We start from the raw sequence: 14,961 nt of genomic DNA on the forward strand, positions 1-14,961 counted from the left end.
CTATCGTCACCGCGTTAGCGGCGACGGCCCTTCTTGTCGTCCTTCTCGTGGCCGCGGAAGGTGCGGGTGGGCGCGAACTCGCCCAGTTTGTGACCGACCATGGTCTCGGTGACAAACACAGGAATGTGCTTGCGACCGTCGTGGACCGCGATCGTGTGACCCAGCATGGCCGGGATGATCATGGACCGGCGAGACCAGGTCTTGATGACGTTCTTGGTACCAGCTTCGTTCTGCACGACGACCTTGCGAAGCAGGTGCTCGTCGACGAAGGGGCCCTTCTTGAGACTCCGTGGCATCTTCTTCTACTCCTACTTACGCTTCTTGCCGGCGGTGCGACGACGCACGATGTACTTGTCGCTTTCCTTGTTGGCGTGACGGGTACGACCCTCGGCCTGGCCCCAGGGGGAGACGGGGTGACGTCCACCGGACGTCTTGCCCTCGCCACCACCGTGCGGGTGGTCGACCGGGTTCATCGCCACACCGCGGACGGTCGGGCGGATGCCCTTCCAGCGGTTGCGACCGGCCTTACCCCAGTTGATGTTCGACTGCTCGGCGTTGCCGACCTCGCCGATCGTGGCGCGGCAGCGTGCGTCGACGTTGCGGATTTCACCCGACGGCAGACGAAGCTGCGCGTAGGGGCCATCCTTAGCAACCAGACGAACGGATGCTCCGGCCGAGCGAGCCATCTTCGCGCCGCCGCCGGGGCGGAGCTCGATCGCGTGGATCACGGTACCGGTGGGGATGTTCTTCAGCGGAAGGTTGTTGCCCGGCTTGATGTCAGCCGATGCGCCGTTCTCGACGACGTCGCCCTGCTTCAGCTTGTTCGGGGCGAGGATGTAACGCTTCTCACCGTCGAAGTAGTGCAGCAGCGCGATGCGTGCGGTGCGGTTGGGGTCGTACTCGATGTGAGCGACCTTGGCGTTCACGCCGTCCTTGTCGTTACGACGGAAGTCGATGACGCGGTACTGGCGCTTGTGTCCACCACCGATGTGGCGGGTGGTGATGCGGCCCTGGTTGTTACGGCCACCGGTCTTGCTCAGTGGGCGCAGCAGCGACTTCTCGGGCGTCGATCGAGTGATCTCGGCGAAGTCAGCCACTGACGAGCCACGGCGACCGGGGGTCGTGGGCTTGTACTTGCGAATAGCCATGATTGTCCTTTATCCCCCGGGTCAGCCGATTGCCGTGAAGATGTCGATGGTGCCCGACTTCAGAGCAACGATGGCGCGCTTGGTGTCCTTGCGCTTTCCGGTGCCGAAGCGGGTGCGACGGGCCTTGCCGACGCGGTTGATCGTGTTGACCGACGCGACCTTGACGTCGAAGATCTTCTCGATGGCGAGCTTGATCTCGGTCTTCGAAGCGCGCGGGTCGACGAGGAAGGTGTACTTGCCTTCGTCGATCAGCGAGTAGCTCTTCTCAGAGACAACCGGCTTCAGAATGATGTCGCGGGGGTCCTTGTTGAACGCCGACTGGAGGGCGCCGTTCTGCTCGGTCATGCCGAGACCTCCTCGGTTGCGCCGGACTTGGAGGCGATGAAGCCCTCAAGAGCGGCCTTGGTGAAGACGATGTCGTCGGAGACGATCACGTCGTACGCGTTGAGCTGGTCGAAGCTGAGCACGTGGAGGTTCGCAAGGTTGCGGATGCTCTTCGTGGTCAGTTCATCGTTGCGCTCGGTGACGACGAGGATGTTCTTCGACGATGCGACGGTCGCGAGGAAGGTCGCGGCTGCCTTGGTCGAAGGAGCTCCGTCGATGCCGAAGGACTCGATGGCGTGCAGACGCTCACCGCGGAAGCGGTCGCTGAGCGCACCCAGGAGGGCGGCGGCGATCATCTTCTTGGGGGTGCGCTGCGAGTAGTCACGCGGCTTCGGGCCGTGGACGATGCCACCACCGGTCATGTGCGGCGCGCGGATCGAGCCCTGACGGGCGTTACCGGTGCCCTTCTGCTTGAAGGGCTTACGGCCAGCACCGGAGACCTCACCACGACGCTTGGTCGAGTGCGTTCCCTGGCGAGCCGCCGCGCGCTGCGCGACGACGACCTGGTGGATCAGCGGAATGTTCGTCTTGACGTCGAAAAGCGCGGCGGGCAGCTCGATGGAGCCAGCCTTCTTGCCGTCAGCGTTGAGAACGTCGAGCGCGAGAGTCGAGTCAGCCATGATCAGGCACCCTTCACTGCGTTGCGGACGTAGACGACGCGGCCACGAGCACCGGGAACGGCGCCCTTGACGAGCAGCAGTCCCTTCTCGGCGTCGATGCCATGCACCGTCAGGTTGAGGACGGTCACGCGCTCGCCACCCATACGGCCGGCCATGCGCATGCCCTTGAAGACGCGGCTCGGAGTCGACGATGCGCCGATGGAGCCGGGCTTGCGGTGGTTGCGGTGTGCACCGTGCGATGCCGAAACGCCTTTGAAGTTGTGGCGCTTCATGACACCAGCGGTGCCCTTGCCCTTGCTGGTGCCGACGACGTCGACCAGCTGGCCTGCTTCGAAGAGTCCGTCAACGGTGATCTCCTGGCCAAGCGAGTAGTCAGAAGCATCCGCGGTGCGGATTTCGGTGACGTGGCGGCGCGGCGTGACGCCGGCTGCCTCGAAGTGAGCGGTGAGGGGCTTGTTCACCTTGCGGGGGTCGATCTGGCCCGCAGCGATCTGAACAGCGTTGTAGCCGTCCTTCTCGGGCGTGCGGACCTGGGTGACCACGTTCGGTGCCAGCTCGATGACGGTGACGGGGACGAGCTTGCCGTCCGCGTTCCACACCTGGGTCATGCCGAGCTTGGTGCCCAGCATTCCCTTGGAAATCTTTGAATTGATGTCAACCATGCGAGACCCCTTACAGCTTGATCTCGATGTTGACGTCAGCCGGAAGGTCGAGACGCATCAGCGAGTCGACAGCCTTCGGCGTCGGGTCCACGATGTCGATGAGGCGCTTGTGGGTGCGCATCTCGAAGTGCTCGCGGCTGTCCTTGTACTTGTGGGGCGACCGAATAACGCACACGACGTTCTTCTCGGTCGGAAGCGGCACGGGGCCGACGACAGTCGCGCCCGCACGGGTCACGGTGTCGACAATTTTGCGCGCCGACGTGTCGATGACCTCGTGGTCATACGACTTCAGGCGAATGCGGATCTTCTGTCCCGCCATTGTCTGCTCATCTCTCTATAAAGCGTCGTACCGTCCAGAGCCGGATGACTCTGGGGCATTGGACGCACTGCGCCACTGTTCTTCTATCAGCCCGTCACGCACGACGAAACGTCGATGCGGGGTGTCGGGGCTTGTCCTGCTACCCGCGGCCTAGAACCCTGCGCTTATGCGCCGCCTATGCACTGCCCTGGTAGTGATCCGTCCGGCGCGCACAGCGCACCTCCGGAATGTGGAACTTATCTATTCTGCCATGGCCGATTTCACTTACGCAAACCCGGGCGTGTCGCGCTCGAATCCTGCGCGAGCACAGCGAAGGCGGCGCATCCGAAAATGCGCCGCCTTCGCTGGATGAAATTACTGATTGCCGATCGATTTGTCCGCTGCGTCGCGGATCTCGTCGATCTTCGCGGCAGCATCGGGAGCGATCTTCTTCGCGAAGTCCGCGACTCCGTCGAGCACCTTGTCGCTGACGTCCTCCGCCTGCTCACTCTTGAGCGCGTTGTCGACCTTGTCCTTGTTCTGCTCGTACAGGTCCTTGCCCTTGTTCACCAGGTCATCGATAGCCATGTGCGGGTCCCCCTCTAGATGTTTAGTCTCCGACAGGCTTGCGTCGGCACTCTCATTGTGCACGTGCGGGCGCTCAGAAGGAAGAGCGCCGCACGAGGCGCACGATGAACTCATGGACGCGACAAAGGGGCCGAGCCCGAAGGCCCGACCCCTTTGCAGAAGTAAGAGAACTTACTTGACGATCTTCGTAACCGTACCGGCGCCGACGGTGCGTCCACCCTCACGGATAGCGAAGCCGAGGCCCTCTTCCATGGCGATCGGCTGGATCAGCTCGACCGACATGTCGGTGGTGTCACCAGGCATGACCATCTCGGTGCCCTCGGGCAGCGAGATGACGCCGGTGACGTCGGTGGTGCGGAAGTAGAACTGCGGGCGGTAGTTCGTGTAGAACGGGTTGTGACGGCCACCCTCGTCCTTGGACAGGATGTACGCGGTGCCCTCGAAGTTCGTGTGAGGGGTAACCGAACCCGGCTTCACGACGACCTGGCCGCGCTCGACGTCCTCACGCTTGAGGCCACGGAGCAGCAGACCACAGTTCTCGCCGGCCCATGCCTCGTCGAGCTGCTTGTGGAACATCTCGATACCAGTGACCGTGGTCTTCTGCGTCGGGCGGATGCCGACGATCTCGACCTCGGAGTTGATGGCGAGGGTGCCACGCTCGGCGCGGCCGGTGACAACCGTTCCACGACCGGTGATGGTGAAGACGTCCTCAACAGGCATGAGGAACGGCTTGTCGCGGTCACGCTCCGGGTCCGGAACGCTGTCGTCGACAGCCTGCATGAGCTCGAGGATCGCGTCGACCCACTTCTCTTCGCCCTCGAGTGCCTTCAGAGCCGAGACCTTGACGACGGGTGCGTCCTCGTCGAAGCCCTGGCCAGCGAGAAGCTCGCGGACCTCGAGCTCGACGAGCTCAAGGATCTCTTCGTCGTCAACCATGTCGCTCTTGTTCAGCGCGACGAGCAGGTACGGAACGCCGACCTGCTTGGCGAGCAGAACGTGCTCACGGGTCTGAGCCATCGGGCCGTCAGTAGCGGCGACCACGAGGATCGCGCCGTCCATCTGAGCTGCACCGGTGATCATGTTCTTGACGTAGTCGGCGTGGCCGGGAGCGTCAACGTGTGCGTAGTGACGCTTGGGGGTCTCGTACTCGATGTGCGAGATGTTGATCGTGATACCACGCTGGCGCTCTTCCGGCGCCGAGTCGATCGTGGCGAAGTCACGCTGCACGTTGGTGTCCGACGGGTACTTGTCGGCGAGCACCTTGGAGATGGCTGCGGACAGCGTCGTCTTGCCGTGGTCAACGTGACCGATGGTTCCGATGTTGACGTGCGGCTTGGTCCGCTCGAACTTGGCCTTGGCCACTGGGTCCTCCTCAGGACGTTCGTGTAGAGATTGCCGGGCACTGGATTGTGACCGGTTCCCTACGGGGTTTGATTCTCAGTTTAGTAGAGAGAGCTTTGTGAAGTTGTGTGTTGTCCGGGACCCGACCCTTCGACAGGCTCAGGGAGCGACAGGCTCAGGGAGCGAGTCCCGGACGAAGGACTTATTCGCCCTTGATCTTCTGGATGATCTCGTCTGCGACGGCCCTGGGGACCTCGGAGTACGAGTCGAACTCCATCGAGTACACAGCGCGACCCGAAGTCTTCGAGCGCAGGTCGCCGATGTATCCGAACATCTCGGACAGCGGAACCTGTGCGCGAACGATCTTGATGCCGGTGGAATCTTCCATCGACTGGATCTGGCCACGACGTGAGTTCAGGTCGCCGATGACATCGCCCATGTACTCCTCGGGCGTACGAACCTCGACGGCCATCAGCGGCTCAAGCAGAACCGGGTTGGCACGGCGCAGAGCTTCCTTGAAGCCCATGGAGCCCGCGATCTTGAACGCCATTTCAGACGAGTCAACATCGTGTGCAGCACCATCGACGATGGTCGCCTTGACGCCCACGATCGGGAAGCCGGCGAGCACGCCAACGTTCATCGCATCCTGGAAACCAGCATCGATCGAACCGATGTACTCGCGCGGAATGCGACCACCCGTGACCGAGTTCACGAACTCGTAGGTCTTGTCAGCATCCAGCGGAAGCGGCTCGATGTTGAACTGGATCTTCGCGAACTGACCCGAACCACCGGTCTGCTTCTTGTGCGTGTAGTCGTGCTTCTCGACGGCCTTCTTGATCGTCTCGCGGTACGCCACCTGCGGCTTGCCGACGTTGGCCTCGACGTTGAACTCGCGCTTCATGCGGTCGACGAGGATGTCGAGGTGCAGCTCACCCATGCCCTTGATGGTCGTCTGACCAGTCTCGGGGTTGAGCTCGGTGCGGAAGGTCGGGTCCTCTTCAGCGAGCTTCTGGATGGCAACACCCAGCTTCTCCTGGTCGGCCTTCGTCTTCGGCTCGATCGCAACCTCGATGACCGGCTCAGGGAACGTCATCGACTCGAGGACGACGGGCTCTGCCATATCAGTCAGGGTGTCACCAGTGGTGGTGTCCTTGAGGCCGATGACCGCGTAGATGTTACCTGCGGTGACCGAGGGAACCGGGTTCTCCTTGTTGGCGTGCATCTGGAAGATCTTGCCGATGCGCTCCTTCTTGCCCTTGGTCGAGTTGACGACCTGCGAGCCGGAGTCCAGGTGGCCCGAGTACACGCGAATGTAGGTGAGGCGACCGAAGAACGGGTGCACAGCAACCTTGAACGCCAGAGCCGCGAACGGGTCCTCGGAGCTCGGGTTGCGCTTGACGATCGTGTCGTAGTCCTTCGGGTCGTGTGCCTCGATGGCACCGACGTCGAGGGGGTTCGGCAGGTAGTCGACGACAGCATCCAGCATCGGCTGCACACCACGGTTCTTGAACGCCGAACCACACAGCACCGGGTAGATCTCGGAGTTTACGACCATCTTGCGGATGGCGCCCTTGATCTCGGCGACCGTGAGCTCTTCGCCACCGAAGAACTTCTCCAGAAGTGCGTCGTCGGTCTCGGCGACGGTCTCGAGGAGGCGCTGACGGTATTCCGCCGCCTTCTCCTTGAGGTTCTCCGGGATCTCCTGCACTTCGTAAGAAGCACCCATGGTCACGTCACCCTTGGAGTCACCCTCCCAGACGAGTGCACGCATCTCGACGAGGTCAACGACCCCGACGAATTCGCTTTCCGCACCGATGGGGAGCTGGATGACCAGGGGCTTGGCGCCCAGGCGGTTCACGATCGTGTCGACGGTGTAGTAGAAGTCAGCGCCCAGCTTGTCCATCTTGTTGACGAAGCAGATGCGCGGAACGTTGTACTTGTCAGCCTGACGCCACACGGTCTCGGACTGGGGCTCAACGCCCTCCTTGCCGTCGAAGACAGCGACAGCGCCATCGAGGACGCGGAGCGAGCGCTCCACCTCGACGGTGAAGTCCACGTGGCCGGGGGTGTCGATGATGTTGATCTGGTTTTTGTTCCAGAAGCAGGTCACGGCGGCAGACGTGATCGTGATGCCGCGCTCCTTCTCCTGCTCCATCCAGTCAGTCGTCGCGCCGCCATCGTGCGTTTCGCCGAGCTTGTGGTTGACACCCGTGTAGAACAGGATGCGCTCGGTCGTGGTGGTCTTGCCAGCATCGATGTGCGCCATGATGCCGATGTTGCGGACCTTGCTCAGGTCGGTGAGCACGTCTTGTGCCACAGGAGTGTCCTTTTCTGTCTAGCAGTCAGACTGCGGAAGTGTGAGTGCTTCGACAGGCTCAGGTAGGGCGAGCCCGGTCCCTGAGCCTGTCGAAGGGTTACCAGCGGTAGTGAGCGAACGCGCGGTTCGACTCGGCCATCTTGTGAGTGTCCTCACGACGCTTGACAGCAGCGCCCAGGCCGTTCGAAGCATCCAGAATCTCGTTCTGGAGGCGCTCGGTCATCGTCTTCTCGCGGCGACCCTTGGCGTAGCTGACGAGCCAGCGCAGGGCAAGCGTGTTGGCGCGGTGAGGCTTGACCTCGACCGGAACCTGGTAGGTCGAGCCGCCGACGCGGCGGCTGCGGACCTCAAGGGTGGGGCGCACGTTGTCGAGCGCCTTCTTGAGGGTGGCGACGGCATCCTGACCGTTCTTCGCCTCGACACCGCGGAGGGCGCCGTAGACGATCGACTCGGCCAGCGACTTCTTGCCGTCGACGAGGATCTTGTTCACCAGCGAGGTGACGATCGGTGCGCCGTATACGGGGTCGTTGACGACGGGGCGCTTGGGGGCGGGACCCTTACGAGGCATCTAACTCAACCCTTCTTCGCACCGTAGCGGGAACGAGCCTGCTTACGGTTCTTGACTGCCTGGGTGTCCAGGGCGCCGCGGACGATCTTGTAACGCACACCGGGGAGGTCCTTGACACGACCACCACGGACGAGCACGAGCGAGTGCTCCTGCAGGTTGTGGCCCTCGCCGGGGATGTAGGCGGTGACCTCGGCGCCGTTGCGGAGCTTCACACGAGCGACCTTGCGCATCGCCGAGTTCGGCTTCTTCGGCGTGGTGGTGTACACACGAGTGCAGACACCGGCCTGCTGGGGGTTCGACTTGAGCGCCGGCGCCTTGGTCTTGGTGACCTTGGGCGAGCGACCCTTGCGAACCAACTGCTGAATGGTTGGCACGTTCTCTCCTCATAATGCTGCACGGTGACAGCGTGATGGGTTTCACATCATGACTCACCGGCACGCCCGATCAGGCGTGCTTTTGGTGTGGTGAGTATGCCGTGGGGGCTGACCGATATGGATCGGAGCCCGTGTGCAGGCACGTCAAGACGTGCACACACCTGGCCAAGTGTAATCCCCAGTAACACATGCGGTCAAATGAGATCGGCGCGGATCGCGATGACGCGCGATCAGACCTACGGCGCTTCGGGATCGAAGGGCGAATCCAGCGACTGCGTGAGCTCTTCGAGCATCGCTTCGATCTGCGGCTCGACATACTGCGAGATCGCGCCCTGCACGCTCAACCTGTGGCGCAGCAGCACGCCGCAGATCTCCCGACCGACCATGTTGGCGTATTCGTCCGCGAGGGTCACCTCTTGCCGCAGTGCGGCCTTCGCCTCGTCTGTGAGCGGTGGGAGCGGGGGCAGCTCCCCCGCGTCGTCATCGGCCAGTCCCGCGATCGTGAAGAGGAAGGGCGCCCCTGGCACAGGATCTGGGTCCAGCGGCATCCCCTCGAATTCGGGCGCGAGGTCCTCAGCGGGACGATAGCTGCGCGCCCGGTTGCGCGCGGCCTGCTGGTCGAGCTCGGCCTGCAGCATCGGCAGATTGCGCGCCGTGTAGTCAGCGACCACACGGTCGACGACGGTCTTGATGCGTGTCGAGAGCCCATGCTGAACTCCGTGCGGAACGTTCGAGCCGATGCCCACGGCCGAGAGGATCGGCGAACCGAGGCACCGCCGACAGGGAGCGACTCGCCCGCGGTGCGTGGCCGGCTCCCAGCGCGGCACCCAACGCAGCCAGGCCTCGACAGCCTGGTCAACCTGCGCCTCTAGCGACCGCTCCACAGAACCAGGGTACGGCGATAGGGGCCAAACGGCAGTGATCTGCGGCATCCGATTCGCGGCAGTGCGTCACTGCGCGTCAGGGTCCTCACGCTCCCAGGGCCATTTCGGCCTGCTTCGGCGGGCGCGTCGCAGTGCGACGCCGGCCCATCCGGCGACCGCGGCGGCGACCAGCACGACGAGGCTCGCACCGCCTGTGACGAGCTCGCTCATCACGGCGAGAGGGGTGACGACCTCACCCACGACGATGACCGCTGTCGCGCCGACCCCGAGCAGGTGGACCAGCGCGGTGACGATCGCGATCGTCCACACCGAGCGGAACTTCGGATGCGCCCCGCGAACGGCCAGCCACAGGACACCGGCGAATGCCGCGATCGCGAGGATCATCCCCACGATTCCCGGCGCCTGCCCGGTGCCGGGCACGGAGATGACGTCGGAATCGGTGATGACGCTCAGCGCTCCGAGACCGAAGATGGCGAGAGCGAAGAAACCGATAGCGGTCATCACCGTCGCCAAGACGGCCGAAACCCCCGCAGGCTCAGGGCTGCGGGAGTCGGGCGAAGAGATGTTCGTGGCTACCTCGAAAGTGTCGGGCCGGCTTCGATGGTGCGCTCGTACTCGCGCTGCGCCTCGGCGTTGAGCTCGGTCTTGCGTGCGCCGCTGCGGGCGACCCATGCACCGAACCAGATGGTCAGCTCGCGACCGAAGACGAAGGCTGCGATGGCAAGCGGCGCAAGCGCCTCAGTGACGGCGAGCTCGCTGCCGTCGCGTGCCGAGAGAAGCCAGAACGGCGCCTCGAACAGCTGGCCGAGGATGTGGCCTGCCCACGCGAACAGACCGACGATGAGTCCGAAGACGACCCACAGGCCCCAGCGGCCGCGGTTGATGATCGCGCCCAACAGCCAGAATCCGATGAAGAAGACGACGACGGGCACCCAGAAACCCCAGGTCGTCAGCGGAGCAAGAGCGGCCTCGCCGATGTTCTCTGCGGTGACATCGCCGACGAGAGCCTGAAGGCCGAGAGCAGTACCGAGGTAGAGGATCGCGAACGACAGCGTCGCGAGCAGGCCGATGCCAGCCGCGGTGCCGCGGTTACCGCGGTCGCGCGGCGGCTCAGGCGCCTGCACGAAGATCGGCTGATGCTGCGCGACCGGAGCAACAACCACCGTCTCGGCGACGGGCTCCGACGGGACGACGCGCGTCGGCGCGTCATATTCGTCGGATGCCGCAACGTCAGTGACGACGAACTCGGATGCTGCCGGTTCGGAAGCTGCGCTGAAGTCGGCGGCACCCGAAGAAGCGACCGCTGCGCGGTAGTCGTCGTCCGAGGCTGCAACAACGGGCTCCGAGGCGCCGAAGGTGCCGGGGTGCTCACGCTCTGCGGCCTCGAAGGCTGCGAGATCCGCATCGACAGCCGTGTCGTCGACGGGATCGTTGACGGATGTCGAAGCATCGGCGTCGGCTGACTGCGCCGGGGAGTCACCGCGGGCGGCCTCGGCGTCGGCGAGTCCGGCGTTAGCGCTGTCGACGACGTCGTCGACGTCGGACTTGTGCTCGTGCTGGGGGACCTCAGGGTCACTCATGTGGGCGCCTCTCGTCAATATGTGCACTGTGAGGTTACCGCCGTGCGGTCTGGCGAAAGCGGAGGCGTGCCGACGTGTCTTCGGACCCGCGGCATCCGGTATGTCTCAGATCTTCAGGAGATGGCGCCTGGTGTGATGCTGCGAAGCGTGTCGCCGACGAACTGCACCATGACGGGACCCATCGGCAGGGCGAGCCACAGCAGTGCCACCACCACCGTGATACAGAACAGACCCGCGATCCAGCTCATCGCGATGTTTCGACCGCCTACCCGTGCCATGCCTCCACGCTACGACCGAGACGGCACCGCACCGGGTGGACACGCTGGGCGAACTCAGCCCTTCGTCGCTCCAGCGGTCAGGCCCCCGACGATGTACTTCTGCAGGAAGAGGAACAGGATCATCACGGGGATCGCAGCCATCACCGCACCGGCCGAGAACGCCGACCAGTCCGCGTAGCGCGGGTTGGAGACGAGCTTGGTGAGACCGACGACCAAGGTCTGCTTCTCAGGGTCGATCAGCACGACGCTCGCGACGACGTACTCGTTCACGGTTCCGATGAAACTGAGAAGCCCCACCACCGCGAGAATCGGCGCGACCAGACGGAGGATAATCGTGAAGAAGATGCGAGCGTGACCGGCGCCGTCGATGCGGGCCGCTTCGTCGAGCTCCTTCGGAATGGTGTTGAAGAAGCCGTACATGAGATAGGTGTTCACGCCCAGCGCGCCACCGAGATACACCAGGATCAGACCGGTGTGAGTGTTCAGCCCGATCGCAGGGAACCAGTCCCCCAGCGTCGACATCAGCAGGAAGATCGCCACCACCGCCAGCAGCTGCGGGAACATCTGCACGACGACGATCGTCACAAGTCCCACCCGACGCCCGGTGAAGCGCATGCGCGAGAAGGCATATGCGGCGCAGGCGCCGATGAAGACGGTGACCAGGCCCGTGACGACGGCGATCACGAGAGTGTTCAGGAACCACATGCCATAGGGATTCTTCGGGTCGCTGAGGATGCGCACATAGCTGTCGATTCCTACCGCGGAGAACAGCTGGTTCGATCCGGTGAGTGTTCCCTTCGGGTTCAGCGACGCCGAGAACACGTACAGCAGCGGGAAGATCGCGAAGAGGCTCACGACGATCGCGACGAGGTGGCGCCACCCGGTGTCGGCGAACCACTTGCCGAACGAACGCCGGCGGATAGGTGAGGAGGTCGTGGAAGTCATCTCAGTTCAGCTCCTCGAGTGCCTTGGTCTTGCGGAAGCTGATGATCGAGATTGCAGCGACCACGATGAAGATGATGATCGTGAATGCGGATGCCAGGCCGTAGTCACGCGTCTGACCGGTGAAGGCGACCTTGTAGACCATCGAGATCAGGATGTCGGTATGCCCGACGGGGATCGATACGTCAGTGAAGCGGGGCCCACCGCCGGTGAGCATGTAGATCAGGTTGAAGTTGTTGAAGTTGAATGCGAACGCCGAGATCAGCAGTGGTGCAACCGTGACCAGCAGCAGCGGCAGCTTGATCTGGCGGAAGATCTGCCAGGGATTCGCGCCATCCATCACTCCCGCCTCGTTCACCTCTTCGGGGATTCCCTGCAGAGCGCCCATGCACACGAGGAACATGTACGGGAAGCCGAGCCAGAGGTTGACGATGAGCACCGAGACCTTCGCCAGCACCGGGTCGGTGAGCCAGGGAATGGATGCTCCGCCGAAGAGCACCTGGTTGAGGAAGCCGAAGCTCTCATTCATCATGCCGGCCCAGACCAGGGCCGAGAGGAACGCCGGGAATGCGTAGGGAAGGATCAGCAGGATGCGGTAGCCGTTGCGGAATCGCATCTTGGTGTTGTTGAAGACCAGAGCGAGCAGGAGTCCGAGGAAGAACGTCGTCGCCACCGAGATCACGGCGAATGCGAACGTCCAGATCGTCACTGAGATCAGCGGACCGCGGATCGAGCTGTCGGTGACCGCGCGGACGAAATTGTCGAAGCCGACCGTAATCTGCCAGCCGGGCAGAAGCTGCTCGCCGTCTGCCGAGGTGAACGCGCCGGTGCCGTTGTCTTCGTAGACGGTGCCCGAGTCTGTATCGGTCATCGTTCCGGCCGCTTCGTCGTACTCGAGCGTCGAGACGTAGAGATAACCGTTCTGCCCGTCGGGGCTGCGGATGGAGCCCTCGTTGGGGTCGCTGCTGTACTGAACAGAGAGCTGCTCGAGGTCATTGGAGCGCGCCAGCACCTGAGCGAAGCTGAGTGAGGTCCAGCCGTCGATGGCGGTGGCCTTGCCGCCCTCCATGGTGGCGCCGCTGACCTCTTCGAGCGGCTGATCGTTCGTGCCGAGGCTGACGTCACCGTCATCGGGATCGGTGACCAGGAGTCCGAGTGTGCCGAGCTGTTCGACCACCGTCACGGGGAAGACCGGTGAGTCCTCCACGCGTTCCTGCGCGGAGCGCATGAGCGCGGCGACCGCCTGATCCTTCGAACCGTTGTGGCCGGTTCCATAGTTCGTGAAGCCGATGTAGCCCGTGTACAGCAGCGTGAACACCTGGAAGATGATGAGGAAGATGATCCCCGGTGTCAGGTATTTGGCGGGAACCGCTCTGCGGGAGAAGTAGATCCAGTTCACCACGACCGCGACGATCACCACGAACGCGAGCACGAGCCATTCGCTGTGGGTGAAGAGCACGAATGCCGCATAGAGGGCCACCGCGTCGACGATCGCGAGGAGCGCGATCTTCAGCAGCATCCACCCGATCGGTGTTGATGCCTCCTCCGCGATCCGTGCGGCCTGACGCTGTCGCCTGGTCTGCGGCGGCCTCTGCTCAGCCTCGGTGGTGTCGCTCATCTTCATCCCGTCCATCGTGTTGTCGGGGCGAGCGCTGCCGCGCCCACCCCGACGATTCGAGCTGTGTTACTTGATGGCCGCTGCCACGTCGTCGGCAAGCTTCTGCCACGTCGCGGCCGGGTCGGCACCGTTGATGATCGCTGCCTCAGCGATGCCCCAGAACTGCCAGACGGCGCCCATGGCCGGGATGGCGGGCATCGGGACTGCCTCGGCACCGACGGCCTGCAAACCGGCGACGATCGGGTCGGATGCCGCGGTGTCAGCGGCTGCAGTGAGGGCGGGGAGGATGTTGCCTGCTTCGAACAGCGCGAGCTGGACCTCTTCGGTGCCGAGGTAGTTCACGAGGAAGTCGTTCGCGGCGACCTTGTTGTTCGACTCCGAGCTCACGAAGAAGCCCTTCACACCGGCGAACGGAGATGCGGCCTCACCGGTCGGGCTCGGGACGGGGTCGATCTCGACAGTGATGCCGGCGTCGACAGCCGCACCGACATTCCACGGACCGGTCAGCCAGAATGCGGCCTTACCGTCGATGAACTGCTGCTTGGCGATGTCACCGTCGATGTCGGTGTTGAAGACACCCGCTGCGCCCTGTGCGCCGAGCCACGTGGCGAACTCGGTACCGCCGGCGCTGCCGAGCTGAAGGTCTGCGGCGTCGTAGCTGCCGGAAGCGTACGTGCCGAACACGGGAGCGCCGAAGGCGGTCTGGAACGGATACAGGTGGTATGGGTCGCCCTCGGTACCCTGCTGCACGACGAACGGCTGGTCGAGGCCTGCAGCCTGGCCCTTGGCGATCATGTCGTCGAAGTTCGCAGCGGGCTCAGGGATGAGGTCCGCGTTGCGGAGCACGGCGATGTTCTCGACCGCGTAGGGGAGCATGTAGACGGTGCCGTCGTACGTCGATGCCTGGAGCGCGACGTCGAGGTAGTCGGATGCCGTGTCGCCGAGCTCGAGCGGTGCGACGACGCCGTTGGTGGACAGCTCGCCGAGCCAGTCGTGCGCGCCCATGGTGACGTCAGGGCCCTTGCCGGTGGGGACCTGCTGGATGAAGTCGTCTTTGATGGTGTCGACGTCCTTGCCTACGAGCTCGACCTTGATACCGGTCTTCTCTTCGTAGGCATCTGCCGCACCCTGAACAGCGTCCACGCGCTCAGCATCGACCCAGACGACGAGTGACGAATCCGCGGACTCTGCGCCCTTTTCGCTGTCGCTGTTAGCGCCGGCTGAGCAGCCGGCGAGTGTCAGCGTGGAAACGGCGGCGATCGCGCCGAACGCGACGATGGCCCTCATGTTCACCTTCATTGGTGTGTTGCCTCTCTCGATGCGGTATCTGCTCACAGAACTGTAAGCGCTTACAGTATG

At 63.5% G+C, this 14,961-nt stretch carries 18 protein-coding genes; all 18 read right to left on the reverse strand.

Annotation, left to right across the window (positions count from 1 at the left end; genetic code table 11):
• Positions 1–14: 14 nt before the first annotated feature.
• The 18 genes from rpsS to ACN0RC_RS03140 all read right to left on the reverse strand — a co-directional run bounded on the left by rpsS (position 15) and on the right by ACN0RC_RS03140 (position 14,901).
• Positions 15–296 carry a 30S ribosomal protein S19 gene (gene rpsS / locus ACN0RC_RS03055; protein WP_120229702.1) on the reverse strand — a complete coding sequence of 94 codons (282 nt, stop codon included), beginning with the start codon at positions 294–296 and terminating at the stop codon, positions 15–17.
• A 12-nt stretch (positions 297–308) separates the two neighbouring features.
• Positions 309–1,148: a 50S ribosomal protein L2 gene (gene rplB / locus ACN0RC_RS03060; protein WP_417508707.1), complete on the reverse strand. Its 840-nt coding sequence runs from the start codon at positions 1,146–1,148 to the stop codon at positions 309–311.
• 21 nt (positions 1,149–1,169) lie between these two features.
• A complete protein-coding gene (gene rplW / locus ACN0RC_RS03065; RefSeq protein ID WP_417508709.1) occupies positions 1,170–1,493 on the reverse strand; it encodes a 50S ribosomal protein L23 in 324 nt (107 codons plus the stop codon).
• Positions 1,490–2,152, reverse strand: a complete 663-nt coding sequence (gene rplD, locus ACN0RC_RS03070) for a 50S ribosomal protein L4 (RefSeq protein ID WP_417508711.1) — start codon at positions 2,150–2,152, stop codon at positions 1,490–1,492. The genes rplW and rplD overlap by 4 nt, the downstream gene beginning before the upstream one ends.
• Before the next feature lie 2 nt (positions 2,153–2,154).
• On the reverse strand, positions 2,155–2,814 hold the full coding sequence (gene rplC, locus ACN0RC_RS03075) for a 50S ribosomal protein L3 (RefSeq protein ID WP_417508713.1): 660 nt from the start codon (positions 2,812–2,814) through the stop codon (positions 2,155–2,157).
• A gap of 10 nt (positions 2,815–2,824) precedes the next feature.
• Positions 2,825–3,133: a 30S ribosomal protein S10 gene (rpsJ, locus tag ACN0RC_RS03080; RefSeq protein WP_017201594.1), complete on the reverse strand. Its 309-nt coding sequence runs from the start codon at positions 3,131–3,133 to the stop codon at positions 2,825–2,827.
• 354 nt (positions 3,134–3,487) lie between these two features.
• Complete coding sequence (locus tag ACN0RC_RS03085) at positions 3,488–3,700, reverse strand: hypothetical protein (protein WP_417508715.1); 213 nt, start codon at positions 3,698–3,700, stop codon at positions 3,488–3,490.
• A 171-nt stretch (positions 3,701–3,871) separates the two neighbouring features.
• Positions 3,872–5,062: an elongation factor Tu gene (tuf, locus tag ACN0RC_RS03090; RefSeq protein WP_417508717.1), complete on the reverse strand. Its 1,191-nt coding sequence runs from the start codon at positions 5,060–5,062 to the stop codon at positions 3,872–3,874.
• A 181-nt stretch (positions 5,063–5,243) separates the two neighbouring features.
• Entirely contained in the window at positions 5,244–7,358 is a 2,115-nt protein-coding gene (fusA, locus tag ACN0RC_RS03095; protein ID WP_417508719.1) for an elongation factor G, read from the reverse strand.
• A 97-nt stretch (positions 7,359–7,455) separates the two neighbouring features.
• A complete protein-coding gene (gene rpsG, locus ACN0RC_RS03100) occupies positions 7,456–7,926 on the reverse strand; it encodes a 30S ribosomal protein S7 (protein WP_017201608.1) in 471 nt (156 codons plus the stop codon).
• A 5-nt stretch (positions 7,927–7,931) separates the two neighbouring features.
• Positions 7,932–8,300, reverse strand: coding sequence for a 30S ribosomal protein S12 (gene rpsL, locus ACN0RC_RS03105; RefSeq protein ID WP_033106047.1), 369 nt, complete (start codon positions 8,298–8,300; stop codon positions 7,932–7,934).
• Positions 8,301–8,536: 236 nt separating this feature from the next.
• A complete protein-coding gene (locus ACN0RC_RS03110) occupies positions 8,537–9,184 on the reverse strand; it encodes a spermidine/putrescine ABC transporter substrate-binding protein (RefSeq protein WP_417508721.1) in 648 nt (215 codons plus the stop codon).
• Between the two features lie 66 nt (positions 9,185–9,250).
• On the reverse strand, positions 9,251–9,685 hold the full coding sequence (locus tag ACN0RC_RS03115) for a hypothetical protein (protein WP_417508723.1): 435 nt from the start codon (positions 9,683–9,685) through the stop codon (positions 9,251–9,253).
• A 71-nt stretch (positions 9,686–9,756) separates the two neighbouring features.
• Positions 9,757–10,764, reverse strand: coding sequence for an ABC transporter (locus ACN0RC_RS03120; protein WP_417508725.1), 1,008 nt, complete (start codon positions 10,762–10,764; stop codon positions 9,757–9,759).
• A gap of 113 nt (positions 10,765–10,877) precedes the next feature.
• Positions 10,878–11,042 carry a hypothetical protein gene (locus ACN0RC_RS03125; RefSeq protein ID WP_417508727.1) on the reverse strand — a complete coding sequence of 55 codons (165 nt, stop codon included), beginning with the start codon at positions 11,040–11,042 and terminating at the stop codon, positions 10,878–10,880.
• Positions 11,043–11,096: 54 nt separating this feature from the next.
• Positions 11,097–11,987, reverse strand: coding sequence for a sugar ABC transporter permease (locus ACN0RC_RS03130; protein ID WP_417508729.1), 891 nt, complete (start codon positions 11,985–11,987; stop codon positions 11,097–11,099).
• A gap of 1 nt (position 11,988) precedes the next feature.
• Positions 11,989–13,602 (reverse strand): ABC transporter permease subunit, encoded by a 1,614-nt coding sequence (locus tag ACN0RC_RS03135; RefSeq protein ID WP_417508731.1) that lies wholly within the window; start codon positions 13,600–13,602, stop codon positions 11,989–11,991.
• Positions 13,603–13,668: 66 nt separating this feature from the next.
• A complete protein-coding gene (locus tag ACN0RC_RS03140; RefSeq protein ID WP_417508733.1) occupies positions 13,669–14,901 on the reverse strand; it encodes a sugar ABC transporter substrate-binding protein in 1,233 nt (410 codons plus the stop codon).
• Positions 14,902–14,961 lie beyond the last annotated feature (60 nt).

It is taken from the genome of Microbacterium sp., assembly GCF_048259935.1.
Classification (GTDB): Bacteria; Actinomycetota; Actinomycetes; order Actinomycetales; family Microbacteriaceae; genus Microbacterium.